Origin of the sequence: Vagococcus hydrophili, from assembly GCF_011304195.1 — a bacterium.
In the GTDB taxonomy this organism is placed as follows: Bacteria; Bacillota; Bacilli; order Lactobacillales; family Vagococcaceae; genus Vagococcus; species Vagococcus hydrophili.
In genome coordinates, this window is record NZ_CP049887.1 from 1,087,350 (window position 1) to 1,105,491 (window position 18,142).

An 18,142-nucleotide genomic window follows, 5' to 3' on the forward strand; every position below is an offset into this window, starting at 1 on the left:
ACGAGAAAATAGACTAAGTACTTATAAGAGAGACATTGAGTTAGCGATTTTGGAACAGTGAAAGCCAAGACAATGCTTGTAAGGAAGCGCATCTGTGTAACTGATAAAATTAAATAGACTTAAAGTGGTTGGTTTTCCAACAACAAGAGTGGTACCGCGGATGTTCAAGTTCGTCTCTTATGACTAGTTTTTAGTGATAAGAGGCGGACTTTTTAGTTTATCTAGGACTATTTTAAAGAACGAGAGGAGAAAGAAATTTGATGGATTATAAAAAATTAATTGTTGAAGATTTACAAAAAGTAATAGGTGAGGAATTAAGTGCAGAAGTACTTTATAACTCTTTAGAAGTACCAAAAATGAGTACCCACGGGGATTATGCTTTTCCAACATTCTCACTAGCAAAAGTTTACCGTAAAGCGCCTAACATGATTGCTGAGGATTTAATTGAAAAATTAGACAAAGCACATTATGAAAATATCGTGGCTGTAGGAGGCTATATTAACTTCTTCTTAAACAAAGGTGAAGTGAGCCAAACAGTTTTAACGACTATTTTAAATGAAAAAGAACATTACGGAGATGCTAATATTGGACAAGGTCGTAATATACCAGTGGATATGTCTTCTCCTAATATTGCAAAACCAATGTCAATGGGACATTTAAGATCAACTGTTATCGGAAATTCATTAGCTGAATTATCTGGAAAAATTGGCTACCAACCAGTTAAAATCAATCACTTAGGTGACTGGGGAACTCAATTTGGTAAATTAATCGTTGCCTTTAAAAAATGGGGTAGTGAAGAAGCTGTTAGAGAAGAGCCAATTGCTGAATTACTAAAATTATATGTTCAATTCCATGATGAGGCAGAAGAACATCCTGAACTTGAAGAAGAAGGTCGTGCATGGTTCAAAAAATTAGAAGACAATGATCCTGAGGCTGTTCGTTTATGGGAATGGTTCCGTGAAGAGTCATTAAAAGAATTCCAAGCTGTTTACGATATGCTTGATATTACGTTTGATTCATACGCAGGGGAAGCTTTCTACAATGATAAAATGGACCCAATCATTAAAGATTTAGAAGATAAAAACTTACTTGTTTCTGACCAAGGTGCAGATATTGTTGATTTAGAAAAATATGACTTAAACCCTGCTTTAATCAGAAAATCAGATGGGGCAACACTATACATTACTCGTGACTTAGCAGCTGCTAATTACCGTATTGAAAATTATGATTTTGTTGAAGCTTTATATGTGGTTGGTAACGAGCAATCAGGTCACTTTAAACAATTAAAAGCTGTTTTAAAAGAGATGGGACACGACTGGTCTGATAATATCAAACACATTCCATTTGGTTTAATCACATCAGGTGGTAAAAAGCTTTCAACCAGAAAAGGAAATGTTATCCTTTTAGAAGAAGTATTAAACGAAGCAATCAAAACAACTAAAGCCGGAATCGAAGAAAAAAATCCTGGGTTAGAAAACAAAGATGAAGTGGCTCATCAAGTAGGGGTTGGAGCTGTTGTGTTCCACGACCTTAAAAATGACCGTATGAACACCTTTGATTTTAACTTAGATGATATTATCCAATTTGAGGGTGAAACAGGCCCATACGTGCAATATACACGTTCTCGTTGTGAAAGTATCTTAGCAAAAGCAGAATGGACACCAGGTAACGCTGACGCTGCTTTAAGCTTAAATGACGAAGATTCATGGGAAGTTATTAAATGTTTAGACAATTTCCCTAAAAAAATTCAAGAAGCGTATCAAAAATATGAACCATCAGTGATGGCGAAATTCTTGATCGACTTAGCTCAAAAATTCAATAAATACTATTCAAAACATAAAATCTTAGAAAACGACGAACAAAAAGAAGCAAGATTAAGCCTTGTGTATTCAGTGTCTGTTGTTATTAAAGAAGGTTTACGTCTGTTAGGAATTAAATCACCAGATAAGATGTAAGACTGATTTTGATCAGGGGAGTGCGACAAAAGTAAGTCACACTCTCTTTTTAATAAGCTAAACGGTGTCACAGAAGTAGCTTCTGCGGAAATAAGCTGAACACTTCTGTTACAACCTCTTTTTTAGAAAGGTGGAATAAACATGGAAGTCACTGTCAAAACGTTAAATGAATTAACAACAAAAGAATTACTTGAAGTATTGCAAGAGCGGGTAAAGGTTTTTATCGTTGAGCAGAATTGCCCCTATCAAGAAGTGGATGAAGATGACGAAATTGCTCATCACGTCATGTTAAAAGATGAGGGTAAGCTAGTAGCATATACTCGGATTATGGACCGTGGAGAGTTAGTTACTTTTGGACGTGTCTTAGTGGTAAAAGAACACCGTGCTAAAAAATTAGGTAAAAAAATTGTTGAAGAAACATTAACTGAAATTAAACGCCTATACCCAAATAAAGCCATCAAGATATCAGCCCAAAATTACTTGGTTGATTTTTACGCAACCTTTGGCTTTGAAGTGGTCTCAGAGATGTATTTAGAAGATGATATCCCACACATTGATATGTTGCTGAAATAGGGTGGATTAAAAATCGTTTTGCTCCGAGTAACTGGAGTTAAAATCAAACAATCCGCTTTTTGGATTGATTGATTTTAGCGAAGTTACCGAAGGAGCAGATTTTAAATTCCTGACTAAATAGGATGATGAAAAAGGCGTTTAGCTCCAAGCAACTGGAGGAACTACTAAACAATCCACGTATTTCGGATTGATTCGTAGTTGTGAAGTTGCCGCAGGAGCTGCTTTTTGAATCTCGACTAAAAAGAATGGGAGTGTGACAAAAGTAAGTCACCCCCATTCTTTTTTATAGTTGAGTAATTTTGCCATTAATTTTATATTTATAAGCTCCATTAGGCGTTTTATCAATATAATAAATTTCTGCCTCTTGTAATTTTTCAATAGGGTAAAAACCATTTTTGTCTTTATCTGGAATAACTTTGATTGTAACAAACCCGCCTGTTGTTTCAAAAGGAGTAAGTTGGATTTTAGTATTATTTTGTTCAAAAATAGCTTTATTTTCAACTGGATCAATCCACCATCCCGTACCACCACTTAAAACAACCATACTTTCCATAATATTAACATCTTGTGATGGTTGCTCAGAATCATTTTTAACATCAAAGTAAACGGTATAAGCAATGACGTCCTGTTTGTAAAAGTCATCAAAGACTTGTTTCCGTTCAATTTCCTTAAATGTATAGGTCAAACCGTGAATATCACAGGGTTTACCAATCTGAACATCAATTGTTTCAATATCATACCGTTGTAATAAGTAACGATGACTTTTTTGAACGTAGGAGTACCTAAACCCACTTAAGATAATAAAAGCAACGAGTATGCCATTCATCATGTATTTTTTTACCATAAGCTAGCCTCATTAAGTTTGCCATGAGCCATTTTAAAGTGTGTTTGTGTCACATGTTTTAAAAATTCTTTGTCGTGACTAGCGATGATAAAGGTACTCTCTTCCATGGAATGAATTATTTTTATTAATAAGCTGATACCATCTTCATCTAGACCATTTGTAGGTTCATCTAACACAATTAAATCAGGACTCCCAATGATTGCTTGTGCAATACCTAAACGTTGCTTCATCCCTAAGGAGTATTTTTTGTATTTGCGTTTATCTTTAGGGTTCAAACCAACAGTCGTAATAACTTGATTAATCGTATCGTCTCCAATCGATTTAGAAATAAAAGAAAGCAATTTTAAATTTTCAAAGCCAGTAAATTCATTAATAAAACTAGGGTTTTCAATTAATAAACCTAATGAATTTGGAAAGTTTTTGTTACCAATATCTTTAACAGTATCAATTTGAATATTTCCCTTAACAGTCATCAAGCCACAAATAGATCTTAGAAACATGGTTTTACCAGAGCCGTTTGTACCATAAATACCATAATTTCTCCCCATGTCTAAAGAAAGAGAAATATTATCGAGAACCATATCTTTTTTTATTTTTTTTGAAACATTTGTATAGATAATTTTTTTTTCCAAAGTCGTCACCTCTTAATATATTTCTTTTTTTTGTAATATGTAAACACTTAAAATACTTGATATAAAAAAGAACATAAAATTGTATGAAAGAATAATGCTAGTAGCTAATTGATTGGATAGATGTTGAGCCGGCATGTTAATGTTAGCTGGAAAAAAATGATGTGAATTTTTCCAACCTAGAGAATAGATGGTGATGATAACAATAAAAGCTAAAATTTCTTCCAATAATAGGTTAAATAAAATAAAAAATGAAACACTCATTAATTGCCCCAATAACATAAGTAGGTAAAAAAATGAATTAAAGGGAATAGTAAGTAAGTACAAGATTAAAAGATAGAGGATATTAAGAACCAATGTTGCTAAGAGGCTAGATATAATTTTACTTAATAAATACCATTTTTTTTGAGCCAAAATAAAAACAGGAATGCCTTGTGTGGTCAAATCTTGACGAATAAAATCATGGATGAGAATAATTGGTGCTAAAATAATAAAAAACCAAAAGTAAGGAAAAGAAATGAAAAGGGACTCTCGAGCACTCATCTCGGTAATACCACCTGTAAAAAAAGCTAAGTCTGTTAGATTTTTTTTTAAGTGAATGAAAAGTAGTGTAAAAAAGCTAAGTAAAAAAAAGAAATTTCTCTTTTTACTTTTTAAAAAATAGAGATCTCTTTTTAATAGTTGTATAAAATTCATGATTTCCTCCTTAATCTGAAGAATTTAAAAAATCTTTTTTACTAATCTTATAAAAACTAAACCAAAGTAGCGCTTGAGAGATAAAAAGTAAACAAGAACCCGAAGGAATAATATCCCAAAACGTGAGGTTATTTTCTATGTTTGATAATTCTTGTACAATCATGATGTATGAGGGAACACCTAAATAAAAATTTAAAATAATCATGATGAATGGTGTAGAAACACTGACAATAAAAGCAATAATTAAAGAGTTAGTTTGAAAAAAAATCACCAAATATAAGGATGTAACAAATAGAAATAACACCCATGAGCCAATAAATAATTTTAATTCGAATAGAAAGTACAGTGGAGAAACAGAATCAATCAACATACTTAAAAATAATGTGGATATATTATACGAAAGAATGAATAAAGTTGACGTTAAAATGAGTTTAAAAAGTATAAATTTAGCATAATTATCTCGAGAGCCTGATGTGATTAAAATATCTTGCCGAGTATATAAACTAAGTTGCCCAGTAATGACTAAAGATAATATAGGTAACAATAAAAAGATAAAAACATATTTTGAATAATATCGATATTGTAAATTTTTAACTTTAATATCACCATACATAACATGATCAATAATTAAAGGACCTACCACTAGTACAAGTAAAATCATAAATAAAAAACAGAGAATTGTTTTATTAGACCATAAATAATTAAATTTTTTCATTTTTTTTAATTCCTATCAGGTATAAAAAAAATGTCAGAAAAAGAACCGTAAAAATGCTGGTAAAGACATATATTGGGGCAATGATTTGATTTGATACTTGTTTTGAAAATGTGGTGAAAATAAAAGAACTTTGGTATTTAGAATTAGGAACGAAAAGAATCCATACATAATTCAAAACAAAAGGACTTAGAAAAATAAGAAAATCTTTTTTAGGTAAATAAAGACTGCTTGTTAAAGCGATAGAAGAAAAAATACCAGCAACTACAAAAGCAAGTAAGACATAAAACATCATGTGAATAAAAGGATGACTGTAGTATAAACTTGGAAACAAGGTATTGGAATAAAGTAGTGGAACATTCATGTTACCATTAACAAGCATATCTACGGGCTGATTAGGCAGAAACATGAAACAGCCATAAATATTAACTATTAGAGCAGAGGCAACGATAAAACCACCTGCAATAAAATTAAAAATAAATAAAGTAATAAAATAATCTTTTTTAAGTCCCTTACTAAAGAAGTAAGATATTAAACCAGTCTTTTTGTCCTTACTATAAATGTTAGAAAAGGCTAAACTAGAAACAAGGGGCATAAGAAAGAAAAAAATTGTTGGTAGTTCAGATGCTGTGTAAGAACCAAGCCATCTTGTGTATGGATTTCCGTTATAATTAGCATTAGGTATAATGTCTAAGATGACATAAAGTATGGATATTAAGTTAACAATTAATAAAGCGACATAAAAATAATAGTTTCGTAATAATCTTTTAAAAAAAAAGTTGAACACTTCATCATCTCCTAGCATAACCTTTAGATAAGAATTTTAGAGTACTCTTATCTAAAGGTTATTTTTTATAAAACAATTTGATTAAACGTAATCAGGGCTCCATACACCTTGGATGTAGTTATTCATCCTAGGATCAGCACCGGCTTTAATACCAGCTTCATTTCTTTTACTTTCATAAACATAGTTATTCATTAAGTGGATACCTTTATTGTTAAATCGATAATAACTACCGCCCGAATCGTTAGAAGCGTTACCACCATCTTTACGACCCTGTACCCATCCAGAGGCTTTATTTCCAGGATTAGATACTTTATTAATCTTTGCATAAACATAAGATGGTGTGTTCTTTTTTCTGAATCCTGTATGAGCGTAACCGTTAGATGTTGACGTAGGTTTTAAATCTAATGTGAAGGGAGTGTCACCGTGATTAGGCGCAGCGAAAACAGTTGCACCAAATAGTATGCCACTTAAAATAGTCGAAACAAATAAAGTTTTTTTCATGATAATTTCTCCTTTGTAATTGTTTTAAACGATCGTTTTTTGACTAGTCACTTAAGACTATAAATAACAACAAGTGTTATGTATTTTATTTTTAGCAATACTAAGAAATAAGTCAAAAAAAAATAAGAAAAAAATAAGAATAGTTTTTATTAGATAGAAATAAAAGACAATATACCGAAAAAAGTACCTATTTACACTATGAATGAAGCGTAAATAAGGTACTTTTTTATTAAATTAAAATAAATAATGGCTCATATCCCAAATGCTCCAGTATCTTTTCAAAATCATGAAATTGAATCATTAAAGTAGTGGTATTAATATTAGGATGAACGCCAATGGTATCTTCTTTATCAATAGTTTGATCCAAGACAACAGTGATTTGCTTATCTGTGTCATTCGGTAAAGCAAGAGGAGTCACAACCCCACCGTGAACCCCAAGTAACTCAAATAGAGTTTCTTCCGATAGAAAAGAAAGTCGTTTTTCATCCAAAACTTCTGCTAATTTTTTTAAATCTGCTTGTTTCTCATCAGGAAGAATCACCAAATAAATTCGTTTGCCTTTTTTAGCTTTTAAGACTAAATTTTTTACTTGTGGTCCAGGTAAATCAAAAGGTACGTTCTTAACAGAAGTAATCGCCGGATGATCCACACGATGGTAACTAATATCCAACTCATCAAGTAATTGATAGGCTTGTTTTTCAATATCTAACATCTAAAAACTCCTTTCAAAGTGCTAACTATCTAAGATAATCATAACGTAAATGAGCAACAGATTCTGTCTACTACTCGACATTTTCTAGTAAGAATCACTTTTGATAACAAAAAATAAAATTTAGTTCTTTATTAATCTTTTTAAAGTTAAATGATATACTTATTGAATTATAAAGTTTTTTAAGGAGTGTTTTTATTGGAAAAGAAAAAACAAGTAGTAGGAACCATTATTTTATTTTTCTCATTATTTTTAGTCACAGCTTGTAAAGGGTCTGCAGACATTCAAAGTAACTGGTATGCTGTGAATAAGGAGAATCAAAAAGCGCGAATCGAAATCACTGAAAATGAAATTAAAATCAAGCCAGATGGAGCAAAGGAAGAAGTTTACTCTTACAAGCAAGTAGGTACAGGGATTGAAAATAATCGAAGTTATAAAACCTTAGAGGTGGTAAATCAAGGGTCATTATCTGTCGTTTTTCCGAATAGAAAGGACAAAGACAAGGCTGTCTTATTAGTGCCTAATAACTCAGATAGCCCAATGGAAGGAAAAATTAGCTGGTCGCTAGGGAAAGAGGATTATCCAGATTCAGAGATGTTTAATAGTTCGTTGAAAAATTAATTAAAAAAAGTTTAGGTAGATCAAAAGTCATTTAAGGCAAAACGGTTTTTGATCTATTTTTTATTTATTGTTTATAAAAATGCGTAAGTGGTTTGTTTATATACGTAAGTTTGGATAAAAAGAGTTGATAATTGGTATAGGTTGAATGGTATATCTCAGCTGCTTATTAGATTATACATAGAAAAATACCAAAAATGACACACGTTTAAAATTGTCAAAACTACCTAATTATGCTATCATTCTAATGAAATCTAAATACAAGAGAGCAGTCAAAGTGCGTCTCTACTTTTTTTTGTACGGTCAAAAAAGGGTGGAGTAGGCGCTTTTTTATATGCATTTTTTTAAGAAAGGACGCATTTTACATGAATATAACCAAAGAATTTGATACGATTGCTGCTATTTCTACGCCGCCTGGTGAAGGAGCGATTAGCATTGTCCGCATGAGTGGGGATATGGCAGTAACGATTGCAGATAAGATTAGTGCTTATAAACATAAAAAATTAACCGAAGTTCCAACTCATACGATTCATTATGGTCACATTATGGATCCCGATACAGAACAGATTTTAGATGAAGTCATGTTTTCTATCATGTTAGAACCAAAAACTTTCACAAGAGAAAACATTGTAGAAATCAACTGTCATGGTGGAATGGTCGTTGCCAATCAAGTCTTACAATTGCTATTAAGACAAGGAGCTCGATTAGCTGAACCGGGAGAATTTACAAAACGTGCTTTCTTAAATGGTCGGATGGATTTATCTCAAGCTGAAGCTGTGATGGATTTAATTCAAGCTAAAACAGATGAATCAATGAAGCTTGCTTTGAACCAGTTAGATGGAAAATTATCAGGTTTGATTAAAGACTTACGTCAGCATATTTTACAAGCTTTAGCTCAAGTTGAAGTGAACATTGATTACCCAGAGTACGATGATGTAGAAGAGATGACCGCTAACTTGATGAAAGAAAAAGCAGAACAAGTTAAAGGGTCAATCGATCACTTATTAATGACGGCTAAACAAGGAAAAATCCTACGTGAAGGGTTATCTACAGCGATTATCGGACGTCCTAATGTGGGGAAATCAAGTCTATTAAACTACTTGCTCCAAGAAGACAAAGCAATTGTGACTGAAATTGCTGGAACGACTCGTGACGTCATCGAAGAATACGTGAATGTTCGAGGGGTACCGCTTAAATTAATCGATACAGCTGGTATTCGTGAGACAGAAGATATTGTGGAAAAAATCGGGGTGGAGAGAAGTCGTAAAGCGTTAAATGAAGCGGACTTAATCTTACTTGTGTTAAATCAAAGTGAATCCTTAACACCGATGGATATTGAGTTATTGTCTTTAACAAAAGGTATGAACCGCATGATTCTTTTAAATAAAATGGACTTAGAAACGAAGCTAGATCGTCAAGCTTTAGATGAGTTACTGGATAACGAGACAGTACTGAGTATTTCGGTTGCTTCTAGTGAAGGGATTGAAATCTTAGAACAAGCTATTAAAGATCGGTTCTTTTCAAATTCAGGGAAAGAGAAGGATGCCACTTATATTTCTAACTCACGCCACATTGCTTTGTTAGAACAAGCAAACATGGCGCTAGACGAAGTATTAAATGGAATAGAAGCAGGTATGCCTGTTGATTTATTACAAATTGATATGACACGTAGTTGGGATTTACTAGGTGAGATTATTGGAGATAGCGTTCAAGATGAATTAATTACACAATTATTTAGCCAATTTTGTTTAGGTAAATAGTAAGGGAGATAAAAGAATGGAAAACAAAACACAATATGATGTAATCGTTGTTGGCGGGGGACATGCCGGTTCAGAAGCCTCACTAGCAGCTGCAAGAATGGGAATGAAAACTCTTCTTGTGACACTTAATTTAGATATTATTGGCTTCATGCCATGTAACCCATCTATTGGAGGACCAGCAAAAGGCGTGGTCGTTCGTGAGATTGATGCGTTAGGTGGGGAAATGGGGCGTAACATTGATAAAACCTATATCCAAATGCGCATGCTAAATACAGGTAAAGGTCCAGCCGTTAGAGCGTTACGTGCTCAAGCTGATAAATTTGCTTATCAAACAGAACTAAAACATACTCTTGAAAAACAAGAAAACTTAGATTTACGCCAAGGAATCGTGGATAAATTAATCGTTGAAGACGATGTGGTTAAAGGGGTAGAAATTAGTACAGGAACAAAATTCTACAGTAAGGCTGTCATTATTACAGCTGGTACAGCGCTTCGTGGTGAGATTATCATTGGGGAATTAAAATATTCTTCAGGACCAAACAATTCATTACCAGCCATTGGTTTAGCGAATCACTTAAAAGAGTTAGGTTTAGAAATTGAACGATTTAAAACAGGAACACCACCTCGTGTGAAATCTAGTTCAATTAATTATGATGTGACTGAAATTCAACCAGGAGATACAATGCCGAATCATTTCAGTTTTGAAACGGCAGATGATAAATATAAACAAGATCAATTACCATGTTGGTTAACCTATACCAATTTAGATACTCATGAAGTGATTAGAGAAAATCTTCACCGTGCCCCAATGTTCACAGGAATCGTTGAAGGAGTTGGTGCGCGTTATTGTCCATCAATTGAAGACAAGGTGGTTCGTTTTAGCGACAAGCCAAGACATCAAATTTTCTTAGAACCAGAAGGCGCTGAAACGGAAGAAGTTTATGTCCAAGGGTTATCAACGTCACTACCAGAAGATGTGCAACATGATATCGTTCGTAGTGTGGCAGGTCTTGAAAATGCCGAAATCATGCGGAGTGGTTACGCCATTGAGTATGATGTGGTTGTTCCTCACCAATTAAGACCAACCCTAGAAACTATGAAAATCGAAGGGCTATATACAGCTGGTCAAACTAATGGAACCTCAGGCTATGAAGAAGCTGCTTGCCAAGGGTTAATGGCTGGAATCAATGCTGCTTTAAAAATTCAAGGAAAAGAGCCATTAGTATTAAAAAGAAGTGATGCGTATATTGGTGTGTTAATTGATGATTTAGTGACGAAAGGAACGAATGAACCGTACCGCTTACTAACGTCTCGTGCGGAATATCGTTTGTTATTACGTCATGACAATGCAGATTTACGTTTAACAGAGATGGGACACGAGATTGGTTTAGCAGACGAAGAACGTTATACTGATTATGTAGCGAAAAAAGCGATGGTAGAAGCAGAGATGGCTCGTTTAGAAAAAGTTCGCTTGAAACCAACCGAAGAATTACAAACTTATTTAGCAGAAAAAAATAGTGCTGAATTAAAAGATGGTATTTTAGCAGCAGATCTATTAAAACGTCCAGAACTTTCTTACCAAGATATCGCTAAATTTGCAGGAGAAGAAAGCTTAAGCGTCCCACGTTATGTGTACGAACAAGTGGAAATTCAAGTGAAGTATGCCGGCTATATTAAGAAAGCAAACGATAAAGTAGAGAAATTAAAACGTATGGAAGCCAAACGTATTCCAGATAATATCGACTATACCAAAGTCAATAGTTTGGCTACAGAAGCAGTGCAAAAATTAGAGAAAATCCGCCCAGAAACGATTGCACAAGCCAGTCGAATCAGTGGTGTGAACCCAGCAGATATTAGTATTTTGATGGTTTATATCGAACGAGGTAAAATAGCGAAAAGAGATGAAAAAAAGGCTTAGTGATAAGCCTTTTTTTATGCTCAAAATCAATGAATGATAAAATTTTTAGAATTAGAAATAGGATAGAACTTTGAAAGTCTTAACAATACATAATTAATTGTGTATACTTATTTTTAATATGAGACACTAAGGGAAGGGACTTGTTTAAGTGGAAAATTCAAATATTAAAGAATTTATTTCAGGTAAAGAAGGACGTTTTTTTGATAGAAAGAGCGCAAAGATAGCACCTAAAGATATTATTAGACATATTATTGGTTTTGCTAACGCTTCTGGTGGGAAATTGGTTATCGGAATTGAGGATAATGGAGAAGTTACAGGATTTAATTATCAACAAGCTAACTCAGTAGAAGCGTTTAGAGAGTCTATATATGCCAATGTAAGACCAACTCCTATTTTTGAATTTTTTGAGATTCCAGTTGTTAATGGAAATGAAAAAAATGATATAGTTCTTGTGATAGATATTGAAGTAAGTGTGGATAAAGTGATTTTTAATAGTAGAGAAGAATGCTATTTGAGGATGGGGGATAATACAAAAAAACTAACTCATCAGCAAATTACGCAGTTGGAGTACGATAGAGGTCAAAGAAGTTTTGAAGATGAAGTTATTAAAGGGAGTAGTTTAAAGGATATAAATAAAGAATTGCTAACTAGTTATAAAATTCATAGAAATTGTCTAGAATTAAGTGATAGTCAAGTGTTGGAAGCTCGAGGGTTTATGAAAGATGATGAGCTTACTAATGCTGGCATTTTGTTATTTGGAGAAAATCCATTTAAATATTTGCCTAATTGTAGGTTAAGATTTATAAGGTATGATGGAGTGAAAAGTGAAACAGGACAAAGAATGAATATAATAAAAGAATTTAATTATGAAGAACCAATACCTCTATTAATAGAAAGAGCAACTAAAGATATAAAGGGACAATTGAGAGATTTTCAATATCTAGGAGAAGAGGGTTTTTTCAAACAAATATCAGAATATCCTGAATTTGCTTGGTTTGAAGGTATTGTCAATGCGGTAGTCCATCGAAATTATTCATTCACGGGTGACCATGTTCGTGTAGAGATGTATGATGATAGGTTAGAGATACGCAGTCCAGGAAGTTTACCTAATATAGTGACTATTGAAAATATGCGTAAAACAAGGTATTCTCGAAACCCTAGAATTGCTAGAATACTAACAGAATTTGGGTGGGTTAGAGAAATGAATGAAGGTGTTAATCGAATCTATGACGAGATGGAAGCATTCTTTCTGAACAACCCAGTATATAGCGAACCAGCAAGTAATTCAGTATTACTTGTGCTAGAGAATAATATTTTGTCTAGAACTTTAAGAACTACTGATCGAATTGATGATTACATAAAGGAAAACTACGCGGGAAATCTTAATGAGTCAGAATTAGCAGTAATCATTTATTTATATAATAATAAAAAAATTAATAGTACACAAGTAGCTGAAACATTATCTAAAGGCAAAACATATTCTAGAAAAGTTTTGAAAGAGATGTTAGAAAAAAACTTAATAGAGTGGCATGGATCTAGTTCAAGTGATCCTACTCAATATTATAGTTTAGTGAATAAGAGCTAGGTAGAGTTGAGTAAAGTTAGGTAGAGTTGAGTAAAGTTAGGTAGAGTTGAGTAAAGTTATAATATCATCATAATAAAAAAGCCTGACTACTTTTATCAAAAAAGTAGTCAGGCTCTTATAGTTAATTTGATTCAACAACGGCTTCTGGATTTTTCAGAATACTATCATCTAAATTCTTCATCTTGCGACTCGTAATAACACCGGCTAACATACTATCACTCACATTGAGTGCGGTTCTTCCCATATCAATCAAAGGTTCTACAGAAATAACTAAACCAACGATTTCAACTGGTAAATTAAGCGAACCAAGTACAATGAGAGAAGCAAATGTAGCACCGCCACCAACACCGGCAACACCGAATGAACTGATACTAACAACAGCCACAATCATTAAAATATAGCTGATACTATGAACATCTACGCCGACAGTTGGAGCAACAATTGCAGCGAGCATTGCTGGATAAATACCGGCACAGCCGTTTTGACCAATTGATAAGCCAAAACTTGCGGAGAAGTTGGCAATGGCATCATCAACGCCTAATGTTTTTCGTTGTGTTTCAATGTTTAAAGGTAGAGCACCTGCGCTTGAACGAGAGGTAAAAGCGAAACTTAACACTGGAAAAGCTTTTTGAAGATAGGTTTTAGGGTTAACTTGATGAAGAATTAATAAAATTAAATGGATGATAAACATCGTTATTAAAGCCACATAGGAAGCTAAAACGAATTTTCCTAGGTTAACAATCGAGTTTAAATCACTCGTTGCAGTTACTTTTAAGATTAAAGCTAGGATACCATAGGGTGTTAATCGTAAAACTAAAGTAACGATTCTCATTGTAATAGCATCAAGAGCTTGGATAATTTTTAAGAAAAATTGTGCGTCTGTTTCTTTTTTTTGTTTAATGCCAAGATAAGCTAGTCCGACAAAGGTAGAAAAAATCACCACTGCAATGGTACTAGTGCTTCTAGTTCCAGCTAAATCAGCAAAGATATTTTTAGGAATAAATGAAACGATTTGCTGTGGGATGGTTAAATCTTGTACCATCTCTTGTCTTTGAGCAAGTTCAGCAATTCGTGCTGTTTCTTGCGCTCCTTGTGTAAAGGTTGCTCCATCTAAATTAAAAATAAAGACAGTGACAATGCCAATAAGAGCTGCGAGAGCTGTTGTTCCGATTAAAACCGTTAAAACATGAAAACTAATTTTACCAAGATTTTTACTCGTATCAAGCTTGGTAAAAGCTCCGACAATTGAAATGAAAATCAGAGGCATAACAAGCATTTGTAAGAAAGCGACATAGCCATCTCCAACAATACTTGTCCATTCAACGACTTGTTTGGTAACCACATGATCGTTTCCAAAAACAAATTGGAGGATAATACCAAAAAGAATCCCGATTCCAAGAGCGATGAAAACGCGCTTAGAGAATTTGATGTGTTTTGTCTGCATTTTATACAAACTAAACAGTAAAGCAGTAAAAACTAATAGGACGCCGAGCGTCAGTAATATATTTGTCATTTTAAACCTCCTTTATGTCTCAAAATGACAAGAGACAATTAGTCATTGTAAGAGTAAAGGTCTCAGTTATTTCGGGTTTTCCGACCGAAACAACCTAATAAACAACTTGTTATTTATTAGCAATATCAGTTAGTGTACTAAAAGAATAAAAAAATAACAATCAGGTTGTCTCCAATAGTAACAAAATGTTTCACATGAAACATTGTGAGCGGATGTAATCCTTAGACGAAGTGAAATCTTCATGTTAAAATAAAGTAAGACAATCATCTAGGAGGTACATGTTATGAGTAAATGGTATGAAAAGAAACGGTATTTAGTTCCTATTTCAATTGTTACGAGTATTTTAGGTATTGCATGGATTAGTAGTACGTTAGGTGAAAAAGGTGAACCAGAGTTCAATCCTGATTATTATAAGAAAAAAGAAGCGCCGATTTTTATAAAAAAATAATTAATTAAAACTTACAATCAAAAAATTGTAAGTTTTTTCTTATGGATTGAAGTCAAAGCATTGAATTTTGACTTTATTTGCGTTAGAGTAGAGATATCCGTGAAACATTTTTGTTTCACAATAAGGAGCTTACACATGAAACCAGAAATATTTAAACAAGAACTTGCTAAAATAGGTATCGAATTATCAGATACACAAATGCGCCAATTTCAGCGTTATTATGAATTACTCGTTGAATGGAATGAAAAAATTAATTTAACAGCTATTACTGATTTAGAAGAAGTTTATTTGAAACATTTTTATGACTCAATTACTTTGGCAAATGCCTTAGATTTAAAAGATGATAATTACTCAATTTGTGATGTAGGTGCAGGCGCAGGATTTCCTAGTATACCACTTAAAATTGTTTTCCCGAATCTAAAGGTATCCATTGTTGATTCTTTAAACAAACGAATCAAATTTCTGACACTTCTATGTGATGAATTACAGTTAGAAAATGTGAGTTTATACCATGATCGGGCAGAAGATTTCGGTCAAAATAAAGCCCATAGAGAGTCTTATGATTTGGTGACAGCAAGAGCTGTTGCTAGATTAAACGTCTTGTCAGAATTATGTATACCACTTGTTAAAAAAGACGGAAAATTTTTAGCTTTAAAAGCTGCTAAAAGTGAAGAAGAAGTTCTAGAAAGTAAAAAAGCAATTGCAACATTAGGTGGTAAATTAGTAGAAGAAGTGGAAATGACCTTACCATTTATTGAAGACAAACGTTATATTGTTGTGATTGAGAAGAAAAAAGAGACACCTAAAAAGTATCCAAGAAAACCAGGAACACCAAATAAAAAACCCCTTAAATAAAAATTAAGAGCAATGAATATTGGAGGAAGCACGATGGTACGAATCATATCAGTTGCAAATCAAAAAGGCGGCGTTGGTAAAACTACCACGACTGTCAATTTAGGCGCGTGTTTGGCAGATGCAGGTAAGAAAGTGTTGCTTGTTGATATGGACGCTCAAGGCAACGCAACAAGCGGTATTGGTGTTAAAAAATCAGATGTCTCTCAAGATATCTATGATGTATTAGTAAATGAAGTTCCTATTAAAGAAGTAATTCAAGAAACGGCTCGCGAAAATCTACATATTGCTCCAGCTACGATTCAATTATCTGGTGCTGAAATTGAATTAACTTCTATGATGGCACGTGAATCACGTCTGAAACTAGCACTAAAAGAAGTTGAGAAAGAGTATGACTATATTTTAATCGATTGTCCACCTTCATTAGGTCATTTAACGATTAATTCATTTTCTGCCAGTGACTCAATTTTAATTCCAGTTCAGTGTGAGTATTATGCACTTGAAGGATTGAGCCAGTTGCTTAACACGATTCGCTTGGTTCAAAAACATTTCAATCCAGATTTACGAATTGAGGGGGTTCTTCTAACGATGTATGATGCGAGAACTAACCTCGGTTCAGAAGTCGTAGAAGAAGTACGTAAATACTTTAGAGAACGTGTTTATGATACGATCATCCCAAGAAATGTTCGCTTGTCAGAAGCACCAAGTCATGGTAAATCAATTATTGATTATGATCCAAAATCAAAAGGCGCTGAGTTTTATCACGCCCTAGCCAAAGAGGTGATGAATCATGAGCAAGACTAGTAAAGGTTTAGGTAGAGGAATTGATGCGTTATTTAAAGATTTCTCTGACATCGAAGAAGTGGATATCACCAACGAAACAGTCACGGAAATTCCTTTAACAGAGTTAAGACCCAATCCATACCAACCAAGAAAAACATTTGATGAAAAAGCGTTAGAAGAGTTATCGAAATCGATTAAACAATCGGGTGTGTTCCAACCGATTATTGTTAGAAAATCAACGATTAAAGGGTATGAAATTATTGCTGGTGAGCGCCGTTTTAGAGCCTCTAAACTAGCTGGAAAAGAAACAGTTCCAGCGATTGTGCGAGAATTTGATGAAGCTCGCATGATGCAGATCGCGGTTTTAGAAAACTTACAACGTGAAGATTTGAGTCCTATGGAAGAAGCAGAAGCTTACGAAATGTTGATGAAAAATCTGAAATTAACCCAAGTGGAGTTAGCGGAGCAATTAGGTAAAAGTCGTCCATATGTTGCGAACTATTTAAGACTGTTAACCTTGCCACAAGTCGTTAAAGATTTGGTTCAAAAAGAATCATTATCAATGGGACAAGCAAGAACGCTGTTAGCCCTTAAAGATCCAGAACAAATTATCCCTTTAGCTAACCGTGTATTAAAAGAAGGTTTAACGGTGCGTCAATTAGAGCAAATTGTTGCTGATATGAATGATGCTCAAGGAATGCCTACGAAAAAGGCTAAGAAGGCACCTAAAGCGAAACCTTACTATATTAAAGCAAGTGAGGATCGTTTAATGGACAAATTTGGAACCAGTGTGGCCATTCAAGAAAAAGAAGGTAAAGGGAAGATTGAAATTGAATACCTTTCTCAAGCTGACTTAACTCGTATTTTAGATATACTAGAAATTCAATTAGATTCAGATAATTAAAGATAACTATCTCTAAAAGAAAACATAGGCTTTTAGAGATATTTTATTTCTATAGTGGGATCAAAAATTAACAAAGAAAATCCCATTATTTTATGGTAAGATAGAGCCTGTGTGACCTATTTTTGTGAATGAAAAGGAAGGTATCATAAATGTATGAATTAGGCGATGTTGTTGAAATGAAAAAGCCTCACGCTTGCCAAACCAACCGCTTTGAAATTGTGCGAATGGGTATGGATATTAAAATTAAGTGCATCAATTGTCAGCATATTGTCATGATGCCTCGGCGTGAATTTGACAAAAAAATGAAAAAAATTCTTAAAAAAAAGAGCGAAGAAAAATAAAGAAAGAGTGATAA

General features: G+C 33.5%; 19 protein-coding genes. 11 read left to right on the plus strand and 8 right to left on the minus strand.

From position 1 onward, the window contains the following. The first annotated feature begins 260 nt into the window (after positions 1–260). Both argS and G7082_RS05290 read left to right on the plus strand, forming a co-directional pair. Positions 261–1,955 carry an arginine--tRNA ligase gene (argS, locus tag G7082_RS05285; protein ID WP_166034151.1) on the plus strand — a complete coding sequence of 565 codons (1,695 nt, stop codon included), beginning with the start codon at positions 261–263 and terminating at the stop codon, positions 1,953–1,955. Between the two features lie 141 nt (positions 1,956–2,096). Continuing rightward, the gene (locus tag G7082_RS05290; protein ID WP_166034152.1) at positions 2,097–2,528 is read left to right on the plus strand and encodes a GNAT family N-acetyltransferase; all 432 of its coding nucleotides are present in this window, start codon (positions 2,097–2,099) and stop codon (positions 2,526–2,528) included. 283 nt (positions 2,529–2,811) lie between these two features. Here the strand turns inward: G7082_RS05290 and G7082_RS05295 are convergent, their stop codons facing one another. From G7082_RS05295 to G7082_RS05325, 7 genes are all read right to left on the minus strand, one after another. Further along, the gene (locus G7082_RS05295; protein WP_166034153.1) at positions 2,812–3,372 is read right to left on the minus strand and encodes a hypothetical protein; all 561 of its coding nucleotides are present in this window, start codon (positions 3,370–3,372) and stop codon (positions 2,812–2,814) included. Next, on the minus strand, positions 3,366–4,004 hold the full coding sequence (locus tag G7082_RS05300; RefSeq protein WP_238842695.1) for an ATP-binding cassette domain-containing protein: 639 nt from the start codon (positions 4,002–4,004) through the stop codon (positions 3,366–3,368). The genes G7082_RS05295 and G7082_RS05300 overlap by 7 nt, the downstream gene beginning before the upstream one ends. 12 nt (positions 4,005–4,016) lie before the next feature. Next, on the minus strand, positions 4,017–4,544 hold the full coding sequence (locus G7082_RS05305) for a hypothetical protein (RefSeq protein WP_166034154.1): 528 nt from the start codon (positions 4,542–4,544) through the stop codon (positions 4,017–4,019). A 163-nt stretch (positions 4,545–4,707) separates the two neighbouring features. Then, positions 4,708–5,412 carry a hypothetical protein gene (locus tag G7082_RS05310; protein WP_166034155.1) on the minus strand — a complete coding sequence of 235 codons (705 nt, stop codon included), beginning with the start codon at positions 5,410–5,412 and terminating at the stop codon, positions 4,708–4,710. After that, positions 5,399–6,196 carry a hypothetical protein gene (locus tag G7082_RS05315; RefSeq protein ID WP_166034156.1) on the minus strand — a complete coding sequence of 266 codons (798 nt, stop codon included), beginning with the start codon at positions 6,194–6,196 and terminating at the stop codon, positions 5,399–5,401. Before G7082_RS05315 ends, G7082_RS05310 begins: the two co-directional genes overlap by 14 nt. Before the next feature lie 81 nt (positions 6,197–6,277). Next, entirely contained in the window at positions 6,278–6,697 is a 420-nt protein-coding gene (locus G7082_RS05320) for a hypothetical protein (RefSeq protein ID WP_166034157.1), read from the minus strand. A 229-nt stretch (positions 6,698–6,926) separates the two neighbouring features. Continuing rightward, the gene (locus G7082_RS05325; RefSeq protein ID WP_166034158.1) at positions 6,927–7,409 is read right to left on the minus strand and encodes a prolyl-tRNA synthetase associated domain-containing protein; all 483 of its coding nucleotides are present in this window, start codon (positions 7,407–7,409) and stop codon (positions 6,927–6,929) included. A gap of 195 nt (positions 7,410–7,604) precedes the next feature. On the opposite strand from G7082_RS05325, the gene G7082_RS05330 reads away from it, so the two are divergent. From G7082_RS05330 to G7082_RS05345, 4 genes are all read left to right on the plus strand, one after another. After that, positions 7,605–8,027 carry a hypothetical protein gene (locus tag G7082_RS05330; protein WP_166034159.1) on the plus strand — a complete coding sequence of 141 codons (423 nt, stop codon included), beginning with the start codon at positions 7,605–7,607 and terminating at the stop codon, positions 8,025–8,027. Between the two features lie 362 nt (positions 8,028–8,389). Beyond that, complete coding sequence (mnmE, locus tag G7082_RS05335; RefSeq protein WP_166034160.1) at positions 8,390–9,784, plus strand: tRNA uridine-5-carboxymethylaminomethyl(34) synthesis GTPase MnmE; 1,395 nt, start codon at positions 8,390–8,392, stop codon at positions 9,782–9,784. 16 nt (positions 9,785–9,800) lie between these two features. Next, a complete protein-coding gene (mnmG, locus tag G7082_RS05340; RefSeq protein ID WP_166034161.1) occupies positions 9,801–11,702 on the plus strand; it encodes a tRNA uridine-5-carboxymethylaminomethyl(34) synthesis enzyme MnmG in 1,902 nt (633 codons plus the stop codon). Between the two features lie 148 nt (positions 11,703–11,850). Then, complete coding sequence (locus G7082_RS05345; protein ID WP_166034162.1) at positions 11,851–13,287, plus strand: ATP-binding protein; 1,437 nt, start codon at positions 11,851–11,853, stop codon at positions 13,285–13,287. A 121-nt stretch (positions 13,288–13,408) separates the two neighbouring features. On the opposite strand, the gene G7082_RS05350 is transcribed toward G7082_RS05345, so the two are convergent. After that, positions 13,409–14,800, minus strand: a complete 1,392-nt coding sequence (locus G7082_RS05350; RefSeq protein WP_166034163.1) for an L-cystine transporter — start codon at positions 14,798–14,800, stop codon at positions 13,409–13,411. Between the two features lie 283 nt (positions 14,801–15,083). On the opposite strand from G7082_RS05350, the gene G7082_RS05355 reads away from it, so the two are divergent. The 5 genes from G7082_RS05355 (at position 15,084) to G7082_RS05375 (ending at position 18,128) form a co-directional block, all read left to right on the plus strand. Then, complete coding sequence (locus tag G7082_RS05355) at positions 15,084–15,248, plus strand: hypothetical protein (RefSeq protein WP_166034164.1); 165 nt, start codon at positions 15,084–15,086, stop codon at positions 15,246–15,248. A gap of 135 nt (positions 15,249–15,383) precedes the next feature. Further along, the gene (gene rsmG, locus G7082_RS05360; protein WP_166034165.1) at positions 15,384–16,103 is read left to right on the plus strand and encodes a 16S rRNA (guanine(527)-N(7))-methyltransferase RsmG; all 720 of its coding nucleotides are present in this window, start codon (positions 15,384–15,386) and stop codon (positions 16,101–16,103) included. A 33-nt stretch (positions 16,104–16,136) separates the two neighbouring features. Continuing rightward, the gene (locus tag G7082_RS05365; RefSeq protein ID WP_166034166.1) at positions 16,137–16,904 is read left to right on the plus strand and encodes a ParA family protein; all 768 of its coding nucleotides are present in this window, start codon (positions 16,137–16,139) and stop codon (positions 16,902–16,904) included. Then, entirely contained in the window at positions 16,891–17,787 is an 897-nt protein-coding gene (locus G7082_RS05370; protein WP_166034167.1) for a ParB/RepB/Spo0J family partition protein, read from the plus strand. Before G7082_RS05365 ends, G7082_RS05370 begins: the two co-directional genes overlap by 14 nt. A gap of 149 nt (positions 17,788–17,936) precedes the next feature. Then, positions 17,937–18,128: a DUF951 domain-containing protein gene (locus G7082_RS05375; RefSeq protein ID WP_166034168.1), complete on the plus strand. Its 192-nt coding sequence runs from the start codon at positions 17,937–17,939 to the stop codon at positions 18,126–18,128. Positions 18,129–18,142: the final 14 nt, after the last annotated feature.

Coding starts and splice junctions, on each gene's coding strand:
- G7082_RS05310 (WP_166034155.1), bottom strand. CDS start 5,412: ATGAAAAAATTTAATTATTTATGGTCTAATAAAACAATTCTCTGTTTT.
- G7082_RS05375 (WP_166034168.1), top strand. CDS start 17,937: ATGTATGAATTAGGCGATGTTGTTGAAATGAAAAAGCCTCACGCTTGC.
- rsmG (WP_166034165.1), top strand. CDS start 15,384: ATGAAACCAGAAATATTTAAACAAGAACTTGCTAAAATAGGTATCGAA.
- G7082_RS05305 (WP_166034154.1), bottom strand. CDS start 4,544: ATGAGTGCTCGAGAGTCCCTTTTCATTTCTTTTCCTTACTTTTGGTTT.
- G7082_RS05370 (WP_166034167.1), top strand. CDS start 16,891: ATGAGCAAGACTAGTAAAGGTTTAGGTAGAGGAATTGATGCGTTATTT.
- G7082_RS05365 (WP_166034166.1), top strand. CDS start 16,137: ATGGTACGAATCATATCAGTTGCAAATCAAAAAGGCGGCGTTGGTAAA.
- argS (WP_166034151.1), top strand. CDS start 261: ATGGATTATAAAAAATTAATTGTTGAAGATTTACAAAAAGTAATAGGT.
- G7082_RS05320 (WP_166034157.1), bottom strand. CDS start 6,697: ATGAAAAAAACTTTATTTGTTTCGACTATTTTAAGTGGCATACTATTT.
- G7082_RS05295 (WP_166034153.1), bottom strand. CDS start 3,372: ATGGTAAAAAAATACATGATGAATGGCATACTCGTTGCTTTTATTATC.
- G7082_RS05350 (WP_166034163.1), bottom strand. CDS start 14,800: ATGACAAATATATTACTGACGCTCGGCGTCCTATTAGTTTTTACTGCT.
- G7082_RS05290 (WP_166034152.1), top strand. CDS start 2,097: ATGGAAGTCACTGTCAAAACGTTAAATGAATTAACAACAAAAGAATTA.
- mnmE (WP_166034160.1), top strand. CDS start 8,390: ATGAATATAACCAAAGAATTTGATACGATTGCTGCTATTTCTACGCCG.
- mnmG (WP_166034161.1), top strand. CDS start 9,801: ATGGAAAACAAAACACAATATGATGTAATCGTTGTTGGCGGGGGACAT.
- G7082_RS05325 (WP_166034158.1), bottom strand. CDS start 7,409: ATGTTAGATATTGAAAAACAAGCCTATCAATTACTTGATGAGTTGGAT.
- G7082_RS05355 (WP_166034164.1), top strand. CDS start 15,084: ATGAGTAAATGGTATGAAAAGAAACGGTATTTAGTTCCTATTTCAATT.